The following is a 3,447-nucleotide window of genomic DNA, read 5'->3' as shown; positions in this document are numbered from 1 at the left end:
ATCTGTTGCAATATATAAACATGCAACAGATTTCCTTTTTATATCATATTATTTATGGTCGTTCTGATATTTCAAAGCGGCTTCAATAAATCCTCTGAACAATGGATGCGGTCTGTTCGGTCTTGATTTTAATTCCGGATGAGCCTGAGTGGCAACAAACCAAGGATGCTCAGGAATCTCGATCATTTCCACGATTCTTCCGTCTGGTGAAAGTCCGGAAAGCTTCATGCCGTGAGAAGTTAGTGCATCACGATAATCGTTATTTACTTCATAACGATGACGGTGACGTTCGCTGATCTGCTCTGTTCCATACATTTCGTAAGCTTTTGATGTCTTATCAAGAACACAAGGATAAGCTCCCAGTCTTAAAGTTCCACCGATGTCTTCGATACCGATCTGTTCCGGCATGATATGGATAACCGGATGTGTAGTGTTCGGATCAAGCTCAGCACTGTGTGCATCGTTATATCCAAGAACGTCTCTTGCAAATTCTACGATAGAAAGCTGCATTCCGAGACACAGACCTAAGAAAGGTACATTGTGTGTACGGGCATATTTGATTGCTTCGAGTTTTCCGTCAATTCCACGTGTACCGAATCCTCCCGGAACCAGAATACCACTTACATCACCGAGTAATTCATCTACATTATCGGCAGTAACAGTTTCGGAATCGATCCATTTGATATTTACGGTTGCACGGCTGAAGATTCCACCATGTTTTAAGGCTTCTACCACGCTGATGTAAGCGTCATGAAGTTGGATATATTTACCAACCAGAGCAACTGTGACTTCTGTGTTTGGATTCTTAAGGTAGTCAACCATCTCTGTCCAGTCTTTTAAGTCTGGTTCCGGACAATCAAGGTGCAGACATTCACATACGACACCTGCAAGGTTCTCTTTTTCCATTGCAAGAGGTGCTTCGTAGAGATATTCTACATCCAGGTTCTGCAGTACATGGTTAGCAGGTACATTACAGAATAATGCAATCTTGTCCTTGATTCCGACACCGAGCGGATATTCAGAACGACATACCAGGATATCCGGCTGGATTCCCATTCCCTGAAGATCTTTTACACTTGCCTGTGTAGGTTTGGTCTTCATTTCCTGAGAAGCTTTCAGATATGGAATCAGTGTAACATGGATCAGGATAACATTTTCATGTCCTTTTTCATGCTGGAACTGACGAATGGCTTCCAGGAAAGGCTGGCTTTCGATGTCACCAACAGTTCCACCGACTTCAATAATGGCAATTTCCGTATTCTCAGCAGCAGGGTTGCGGTAGAAGCGGGATTTGATCTCGTTTGTAATATGTGGGATAACCTGAACCGTTCCTCCGCCGAAATCTCCGCGGCGTTCTTTCTGAAGAACAGACCAGTAGATTTTACCGGTTGTTACATTTGAATTCTTGCTCAGACTTTCATCGATGAATCTTTCATAATGTCCAAGGTCAAGGTCGGTCTCAGCACCATCATCAGTTACAAATACTTCACCATGCTGTACAGGGTTCATAGTACCAGGGTCAATGTTGATATACGGGTCAAATTTCTGCATTGTGACTGTGTAACCACGGGCTTTCAACAGACGTCCGAGGGACGCAGCCGTAATTCCTTTACCTAATCCGGATACTACACCGCCTGTAACGAATACGTATTTTACTGCCATAACTTCCTCCTTAAGTCAAAAATAGTTTCTCTGTTATAAAGTGTTCAAAAAAATACTTTAAGATTATACACCTTTGTTATTAAAAAATACAGAGTTTTTTTCATATTTTGCTTCAAAAGTTGCCTGAATAGACAGACGCTTGAACTGTTTGATGTCTACAGACCCCGGCATGACAGATACATGAACCTGACAGCCTTTTAATTTTGGAAGCTGATCCATTGCAAGTCTGGCGTCTTTGCTGGTTGCGGCACTTACGGAGAGTGCAATGAGGACTTCATCGGTATGCAGACGTGGATTACGGCTGCCCAGATACTTGGTCTTCAGACTTTGGATTGGTTCGATCGCCTGTGGTGAGATGATCTTAATCTCGTGTTCAATACCTGCAAGTTCTTTTAATGCATTTAACAGCAGGGCAGAGCATGCACCGAGAAGATCGGATGTCTTTCCAGTGACGATTGATCCATCCGGGAGTTCCAGTGCTGCCGCAGGTCCGTTGGTCCGTTCGGCTTCTGTCAATGCTGCATCGACGACCGGTCTGTCATGAACCGTAATATTTGCCTGATTCATTAACATTTCTAATTTATAAGTCTCTTCTTCAGAGCATGCACCAAGCAAGAGTCTTCTTCTGGATGCATAGTATCTGCGGATAATCTCCTGACGGGAAGCTTCCTGACATGCATCGTCGTCGCAGATACAGTTTCCGGCCATATTCACTCCCATATCGGTTGGAGATTTATAAGGACTTTCACCGTAGATGCGCTGGAACATTGCATTTAATACAGGGAAAATCTCTACATCACGATTATAGTTGATGGTTGTCTCACCATATGCTTCGAGATGGAACGGATCAATCATATTGATATCATTCAGATCAGCTGTTGCTGCCTCGTAAGCGAGGTTAACCGGATGCTTCAACGGGATATTCCAGATTGGGAATGTTTCGAATTTGGCGTATCCGGCTTTGATTCCGTGTTTGTGTTCGTGATATAACTGGGACAGGCAGACTGCCATTTTACCGCTTCCAGGTCCTGGTGCAGTTACAACGACCAGCGGACGGCTTGTCTTAATATAATCATTTTTTCCATATCCGTCGTCACTTACAATAAATGGTACATTTGTAGGGTAGCCAGGGATCAGGTAGTGGCGGTACACTTTGATACCCAGTTTTTCCAGGCGGTTTTTGAATAATTCAGCACTTTCCTGAGCGTTATATTTGGTAATAACAACGCTTCCGACATAAAGCCCCAGTCCCTGATAAATCTGCATCAGGCGAAGTACATCGGAATCATAGGTGATACCAAGATCACCGCGGATCTTGTTCTTTTCAATGTCTTCGGCACTGATGACGATGACGATCTCGGCCTGATCAGAAAGTTCTCTTAACATGCAAAGCTTGCTGTCTGGCTGGAATCCGGGAAGAACTCTGGAAGCATGATAATCATCAAAAAGTTTACCACCAAATTCCAGATAAAGTTTGTTGTCAAATTGACCGATGCGTTCACGGATGTGTTCGGACTGCATTTTTAAATATTTTTCGTTATCGAATCCAATTTTCATAAGTATATGCCCTCGTTTAAAATTTATTTGATTTTTGATGCGGTAAAACTGCTGTATGCAGATCTGCCGTCATACTTTGTATAAAAATGAAAAGAAAAATGCGCCGGAAGCGGCATAAGCATTTTCATTTCAAGTATACTACAACACATAGGAAGTTTACAATCTTTTCATAATGTTTTTATTGATTTCTAACATGACGCTCTATATAATAATTAGGTATACAGGAGG

General features: G+C 42.6%; 2 protein-coding genes. Both read right to left on the bottom strand.

Translation table 11 applies throughout. The annotated features are described in order from the left end of the window. Nucleotides 1-48 precede the first annotated feature (48 nt). Nucleotides 49-1,662, bottom strand: a complete 1,614-nt coding sequence (locus NCY30_RS14760; protein WP_022415589.1) for a CTP synthase — start codon at nucleotides 1,660-1,662, stop codon at nucleotides 49-51. Between the two features lie 63 nt (nucleotides 1,663-1,725). Beyond that, entirely contained in the window at nucleotides 1,726-3,219 is a 1,494-nt protein-coding gene (locus NCY30_RS14755) for a DUF1846 domain-containing protein (protein WP_055194763.1), read from the bottom strand. Between the last annotated feature and the right edge of the window lie 228 nt (nucleotides 3,220-3,447).

This window comes from Dorea sp. MB18-49, from assembly GCF_023669465.1.
Lineage (GTDB): Bacteria > Bacillota > Clostridia > Lachnospirales > Lachnospiraceae > Dorea_A > Dorea_A longicatena.
The sequence above is the reverse complement of the archived record's forward strand: the minus strand, read 5'-3'. Positions and strand labels throughout refer to the sequence as shown.